General features: G+C 71.9%; 6 protein-coding genes. 3 read left to right on the forward strand and 3 right to left on the reverse strand.

Going from position 1 to position 6513, the window contains the following annotated elements; translation table 11 throughout:
• Nucleotides 1-64: 64 nt before the first annotated feature.
• On the reverse strand, nucleotides 65-910 hold the full coding sequence (locus Dsi01nite_RS41285; RefSeq protein WP_203851852.1) for a patatin-like phospholipase family protein: 846 nt from the start codon (nucleotides 908-910) through the stop codon (nucleotides 65-67).
• A gap of 23 nt (nucleotides 911-933) precedes the next feature.
• Here Dsi01nite_RS41285 and Dsi01nite_RS41290 point away from each other — a divergent pair, with 23 nt between their 5' ends.
• A complete protein-coding gene (locus tag Dsi01nite_RS41290; protein WP_203851853.1) occupies nucleotides 934-1845 on the forward strand; it encodes a ribonuclease Z in 912 nt (303 codons plus the stop codon).
• A 21-nt stretch (nucleotides 1846-1866) separates the two neighbouring features.
• Here the strand turns inward: Dsi01nite_RS41290 and Dsi01nite_RS41295 are convergent, their stop codons facing one another.
• Both Dsi01nite_RS41295 and Dsi01nite_RS41300 read right to left on the reverse strand, forming a co-directional pair.
• Entirely contained in the window at nucleotides 1867-2160 is a 294-nt protein-coding gene (locus Dsi01nite_RS41295; protein WP_203851870.1) for a DUF4193 domain-containing protein, read from the reverse strand.
• 147 nt (nucleotides 2161-2307) lie between these two features.
• Nucleotides 2308-3222 carry an NAD(P)/FAD-dependent oxidoreductase gene (locus Dsi01nite_RS41300; RefSeq protein ID WP_203851871.1) on the reverse strand — a complete coding sequence of 305 codons (915 nt, stop codon included), beginning with the start codon at nucleotides 3220-3222 and terminating at the stop codon, nucleotides 2308-2310.
• Between the two features lie 23 nt (nucleotides 3223-3245).
• On the opposite strand from Dsi01nite_RS41300, the gene Dsi01nite_RS41305 reads away from it, so the two are divergent.
• The gene (locus tag Dsi01nite_RS41305; RefSeq protein ID WP_203851854.1) at nucleotides 3246-5660 is read left to right on the forward strand and encodes a GcvT family protein; all 2415 of its coding nucleotides are present in this window, start codon (nucleotides 3246-3248) and stop codon (nucleotides 5658-5660) included.
• A 97-nt stretch (nucleotides 5661-5757) separates the two neighbouring features.
• Nucleotides 5758-6513, forward strand: a 756-nt coding sequence (locus Dsi01nite_RS41310; RefSeq protein WP_203851855.1) for an FG-GAP repeat domain-containing protein, incomplete at its 3' end; no start/stop codon positions are given.

A 6513-nucleotide genomic window follows, 5' to 3' on the forward strand; every position in this document is an offset into this window, starting at 1 on the left:
TAATCGGCGAACATCGATATATACCAGTCGGCTCATATCGGCGCCCGGCGATCACGCGAGCGGGTCAGGTCAGGACGGCGGTGACGGCCTCCAGGACGGTGGTGGACTGGCGGCGGCCCGTCTCGGCGGCGGGGGCGCGCCTGGCCGGGTCGAGGACGTTGCGGCCGATCGCGGTCTTCGCCTCGGCGTCCGGGGTGACGACGACCGAGCGCACGGCGGGGCCGAGCGCGGCCAGCTCGGCGCCGACCCGGCCGGAGCGGCGCAGCGACGTGGTCGTCGGGGCCAGGACGACGACCCGGTCGTAGCCGCGGGCGAGGTGGGCGTTGGCCGCGGAGCGAACCCCACCGTCCATGAACCGGCGGCCGTTGATGGTCACGGTCGGCCAGACGATCGGCACGGCGCAGCTGGCGGCGACGGCGGAGACCAGGTCGACGCCGCTGTCGCGGTCGAAGCCGACCTCCTCGCCGGTCTCGGTGTCGACGGCGGTGATCAGGACCCGTGGCGCGGCCGGCCAGTCGTGGTTGGGCAGCCGGCCGGCGATGACGTCGCGGCGGGTCTGTTCGGGCACGGTGGCCGCGGTCCGGGCGGCGTGGCCCATCCGGCGCAGCGCCTGCCGGTCGTCGCCGGGGCGCAGTCCGGCGACCGCGTAACGGAGCATGGTGCCGACGCCGAAGTGTGCGCCGATCTCGCCCGTGGCGGGCTTCAGCTGGCGCTGGTACAGCTCCTCGACGGGCACACCACTGGTGATCTGGGCGGCCACGACGGCGCCGGCGGACGTGCCGACGACCAGGTCGGCGCGGGTCAGATCGACGCCCGCCGCGGCGAGGCCGGCGATGATCCCGGTCTCCCAGGCGACGCCGGTGACGCCACCGCCGCCGAGGACGAGCGCAAATGAGCGGTGAGCCACCATGTCGCAACTGTAGAGTCCCGCCAATGCGTGAGCTCGTGGTGCTGGGCACCAGCAGCCAGGTGCCTACCAGGACCCGGAACCACAACGGGTACTTCCTCAGGTGGGACGACGAAGGGATCCTGTTCGATCCCGGCGACGGGACCCAGCGACAGATGTCCCTGGCCGGAGTCTCGGCCACCGACATCACCCGGATCTGCGTCACGCACTTCCACGGGGATCACTGCCTGGGACTGCCGGGGGTGATCCAGCGGATCTCGCTCGACAACGCACCACGCCCGGTGACCGCGCACTTCCCGGCGAGCGGGCAGATGTACTTCGACCGGCTCCGGAACGCGTCGGTGTTCTACGACGCGGCGGACATCCGTCCCGATCCGGTAGTCGAAGACGGATTTATTACGAAAAATCCGAAATGGTCGCTCGAGGCGCGGCGACTGGACCATGGGATCGACACGTACGGGTACCGCCTCGTCGAGGAGGACGGCCGGCGGATGGTCCCGGAGCTGCTCAGGCAGCATGGCGTGAGCGGCCCGGCGGTGGGTGCCCTGCAGCGGGACGGCGTCGTGACGATCGACGGTCGGGCGGTAACCGTCGAGGAGGTCAGCGTGCCACGCCCCGGTCAGCGGTTCGCGTTCGTCATGGACACCCGGATGTGCAAGGGCGTGTCCGCTCTGGCCGCCGGCGCCGACCTGCTCGTGATCGAGTCCACCTACCTGGACGTCGACGCCGGTCTGGCCGCGGCACACGGGCACCTGACGGCTGGTCAGGCGGCCCGGGTCGCGGCCGAGTGCGGGGTGCGCACCCTCGTGCTCACCCATTTCTCACAGCGTTACGACGACCCGACGCGCTTCGCCGAGGAGGCGGCGAAGGCGTTTGACGGTGAGGTCGTGGTGGCGGAGGACCTGACCCGGGTCCGGGTGCCGGTCCGCCGCCCCTGAACGCTCAGGGACCCCACTGCGTCAGTCGCACTCGCGGCAGACCGGAGCGCCGTTCTTCTCGCGGGAGAGCTGGCTGCGGTGGTGCACGAGGAAACAGCTGGAGCAACGGAACTCGTCCAGCCGCATCGGCACGACCGGCACGGTCAGCTCCTCGTCGGGAAGCTCCGCTCCGGGCAGTTCGAAACCGGCGTCGCTGTCGTCGACGTCCACGGACGGCGACTGGGCGTTTGCCCGCCTGGCGGTGAGCTCCTCGAGGCTGTCCTCGGCGAGGTCGGTGCCGACGGGGTGGCGTGGCGCGTCGTAGTCGGTGCTGATGGCCATGGCGTTCACCCTCTCTTGGTGACTGTGGTTGTGTAACGAACGCCGCCGGCCTCGGATGTGTTCCCCGACCGACATGAATGAATACCGCCGGGACCGAATCGGTCCACTGTGGACATATCAACAGCGTTGGCGCCCACGAGGCTACCTCGCCCGGCTGGCCGTTCGTGCAGTTTTCGGATTCTGGTTTCCGACGATGGCGGCGGCAACCGCGCGGCCGGAGAGCCAGGCCCCCTCCACCCTTGGCCGACCGAACCCGTCGCCGGCCAGATACACGCCCTCCACCTGCGCAAACGCGGAGCCGGAAGGCTGGGTGGGGCGGGCTGCCGGCCAGCGCCTGGCGGTCACGGCGACCGCGGCTTCGGGCAGGTCCAGCAGTTCCCTCACGGCCGCCTCAACGTCGGCGGCGGCCGATTCGATGGCGGCGCCCGGTGTGGTGTGCGCCACCAGGACCGGCGCGCCGTCGCCCCGCCGCGACCCGTCGTCGCACAGCGTGGTGAGCACCGGGTGATCGTTGACGAAAGCGCCGGTCAGCGGCTTCCAGCTGCGGCGGCGGTAGCGCAGCGCGACGGCCAGGGACGGCTGCCAGTCCTGCGCGGCGGCCAGGTCCGCCGCGGGCGGGTGCACCAGCGCGGCCTGTGGGGCGGGCATCGCCAGGACGACGGTCCCATCCAGAACTGTCAGGTCTTTGACAGCTACCCCACAGGTGACGTTAAGGCCCGCGGCGAGATCCACGGCCAGGGACGACAGGCCGCCGGCGGCGGCCCACCGCACGGGAGGGGTCGCGGGCGGATGCGGGCTTTCGCCGTACACCTCGAAATCGCCGATCCACGGCCGCGCCAGGCCGGCGTCCTTCCAGCGCGACACCACCGCCGCGAACCCGGGGTCGCTGACGGTGAAATAGGCGGCGCCGAGGTCCACCGGGCGCCCGTCCAGGAGGTCGCCGCCCAGCCGGCCGCCGGGCGCCGCGGCCCGCTCCAGGACCCGGACCGGCACGCCGGCGTCGTGCAGCGCCCGGGCGCAGGCCAGCCCGGCCAGGCCCGCCCCGATCACGACCACCGTCATCCGAATAGTCTCTCAGGATGGAAATTCCGCAGCGGGCCCGCGTCGTGGTGATCGGCGGTGGGGTGATCGGCACGTCGGTCGCCTACCACCTGGCGAAGCAGGGCGTCACCGACGTGCTGCTGCTGGAGCGCGACCGGCTGACCGCCGGGACGACCTGGCACGCGGCCGGGCTGATGGTGACGTTCGGGTCGCTGTCGGAGACCTCGACCCGGATGCGGCAGTACACCCGCGACCTCTACGCGTCGCTCGAGGCGGAGACCGGCCTGTCCACCGGGCTGCGCCAGTGCGGGTTCATCGAGGTCGCCGCCGACCCCGGCCGCCTGGAGGAGTACCGGCGGGTCGCCGCGTTCAACCGGCACCTCGGCGTCGACGTCCAGGAGATCTCCCCCCGCGAGGTGGAGGAGCTGTTCCCCCTCGCCCGGGTCGACGACATCCTGGCCGGGTTCTACGTGGCCGAGGACGGCCGGGCCAACCCGGTCGACGTGACCATGTCCCTCGCCAAGGGCGCCCGCCAGCGCGGCGTGCGGATCCTGGAGGGCGTCCCGGTGACCGGCGTCTTGCGGCAGCGCGGCGCCGTGACCGGCGTGCGGACGCCGTTCGGCGACATCGAGGCGGAGACCGTGGTCAACTGCGCCGGGATGTGGGCCCGGCAGCTCGGCGAGGAGGCCGGCGTCAGCATCCCGCTGCAGGCCGCCGAGCACTACTACCTGATCACTGAGCCGATCGACGGGGTGCACGCCGGCCTGCCGGTCCTGGAGGACCCGGGCTCCTACGGGTACTTCCGCGAGGAGGGCGGCGGCCTCATGATCGGCCTGTTCGAGGGGCAGGCGGCGCCGTGGTCGGTCGACCGGGTGCCGGAGGACTTCTCGTTCGGCACGCTGCCGCCGGACTGGGACCGGATGGCGCCCTATCTGGAGGCCGCGATGGACCGCATCCCGGTCACCGCGACCGCGGGCGTGCGGACGTTCTTCTGCGGCCCGGAGAGCTTCACCCCCGACCTGGCGCCGATCTTCGGCGAGTCCCCGGAGCTGCGCGGCTACTTCGTCGCCGCCGGGCTCAACTCGATCGGCATCCTCACCGGCGGCGGCATCGGCCGGGCCCTGGCGCACTGGATCGCCGACGGCGAGCCGGATGTCGACGTGACCGGGATGCACATCGACAGGTTGCAGCCGTACCAGCGCAATCTGCGGTACCGCTCCGAACGCACCGTCGAGGCGCTCGGCATGGTCTACCAGACCCACTACCCCAACAAGGCGATGCGCTCCGCACGGGGCGCCCGCCGGTCCCCGCTGCACGACCGGCTCGCCGCCCACGAACCCCACCTGCGGGACGTCTCCGGTTGGGAGATGCCGGACGTCTACGGCTTTCCGGGTGCGCCGGAGCCGTCCTGGGCCCGCCCCGACTGGTTCCCGCAGTGGGAGTCCGAGCACCGCGCGGTGCGGGAGGGGGTCGCGGTCATGGACATGTCGTTCATGGCCAAGTTCCTCGTCCAGGGCCGCGACGCGGGTGAGGTGCTGGAGCGGCTGTCGGCCAACCGGGTCTCCGGCGGCCTGGTCACCTATACGCAGTGGCTCAACGAGCGCGGCACCATCGAGGCGGACCTGACCGTCACGCAGCTGGCCGAGGACCGGTTCTGGGTGGTGGCCTCCGACACCGCGCACCGGCACGTCCTGGCCCGGCTGCAGCGGCACACCGCCGGCTCGCACGCGTTCGTCACGGACGTGACCTCGGCGTGGGCGCAGATCAACGTGCAGGGCCCGCTGTCGCGCTCGCTGCTGTCGCAGGTCAGCGACACCGACGTGACGATGCCGTTCCGCGGTTTTCGTGAGCTGGAGATCGGCTACGCGCGGGTGCTGTGCCTGCGCATCACCTACGTCGGCGAGCTGGGCTACGAGCTCTACGTGCCGGCCGAGCAGGCCGTGCACGTCTACGACCGGCTGATGGCCGTTGACGGCGGCGTCCGGCACGCGGGGCTCAAGGCCTTGGCGAGCCTGCGGCTGGAGAAGGGGTACCGCGACTACGGCCACGACATCGACAACACCGACGACCCGCTGTCGGCCGGGCTGGGCTTCGCGGTCGCGTTCGACAAGCCGTCGTTCATCGGCCGCGACGCGGTCCTCGCCCGCCGCGACGCCGGCCCCCTGTCGCAGCGCCTGGTGCAGATCCTCGTGACGGACCCGTCGGCGCTGCTCTTCCACGGCGAGGTCGTCCGCCGCGACGGCCGCGACGTCGGCTACGTCCGCGCGGCGTCCTACGGGCACACCCTCGGCGGCGCGGTCGGCCTCGCCTACCTCGACGCGGGCGCCGACGTGCTCGACCAGGCCTGGCTGGACGGCGGCAAGCTGACGGTGGTGGTCGCGGATCGCGAACATCCCCTCAGAGCGTCGCTGCGTCCCCTGTACGACCCGACGAGCGCCCGGGTCCGCGTCTGACAGCTACCCGACGGCAGGGTTACATTCCGTAGCCATCTCCCTACTCTCAGTTGATGTCGGGCCGCGTCGGGCGGCCCCAGGCAACGGGAGCACGGACATGCGCATCACCACCTCGAAGTTCCACCGGGTCGCGATCACCGCCGTGGTGCTCGGCGTCGGGCTCGCCATGACGGCCGCGACACCGGCGTCGGCGGCGGGCACGTACTTCTTCGCCGGCCTGCGCGACTGGGACCGCGACGGCCACCAGGACGTCGTGGCGGAGGACTCCGGCGGCACGCTGTGGCTGTACCCGGGCGAGTCGAAGCGCGGCTACTCCTCGCAGGGCCGGGTCCAGATCGGCAACGGCTGGTCCCCGTACACCTACGCCGGCGTCACCGACTGGGACCGTGACGGGCACCAGGACATCGTGGCCCGGGACGGCGGTGGGCTGCTGTGGCTCTACCCGGGCCAGTCGAAACGCGGCTACTCCTCCGCGACGCCGGTCCAGATCGGCAACGGCTGGTCCGGCTACACGTTCGCCGGGCTCGCCGACTGGGACCGCGACGGGCACCAGGACATCGTGGCTCGTGACTCCGGCGGCACGCTGTGGCTGTACCCGGGCGAGTCGAAGCGGGGCTACTCCTCGCAGGGCCGGGTGCAGATCGGCAACGGCTGGTCCGGCTACACGTTCGCCGGGCTCGCCGACTGGGACCGCGACGGGCACCAGGACATCGTGGCCCGGGACGGCTCGGGGCTGTTGTGGCTCTACCCGGGCCAGTCCAAGCGCGGGTACTCCTCTGTCGCGCCGGTCCAGATCGGCAACGGCTGGTCTTCGTACACCTTTGCCGACGTGACCGACTGGGACCGCGACGGG

It is taken from the genome of Dactylosporangium siamense, assembly GCF_016862795.1.
Classification (GTDB): Bacteria; Actinomycetota; Actinomycetes; order Mycobacteriales; family Micromonosporaceae; genus Dactylosporangium; species Dactylosporangium siamense.

Excerpts from the sequence above, each read along its gene's own strand:
- Dsi01nite_RS41285 (WP_203851852.1), bottom strand. The coding sequence starts at position 910 with ATGGTGGCTCACCGCTCATTTGCGCTCGTCCTCGGCGGCGGTGGCGTC.
- Dsi01nite_RS41290 (WP_203851853.1), top strand. The coding sequence starts at position 934 with ATGCGTGAGCTCGTGGTGCTGGGCACCAGCAGCCAGGTGCCTACCAGG.
- Dsi01nite_RS41305 (WP_203851854.1), top strand. The coding sequence starts at position 3,246 with ATGGAAATTCCGCAGCGGGCCCGCGTCGTGGTGATCGGCGGTGGGGTG.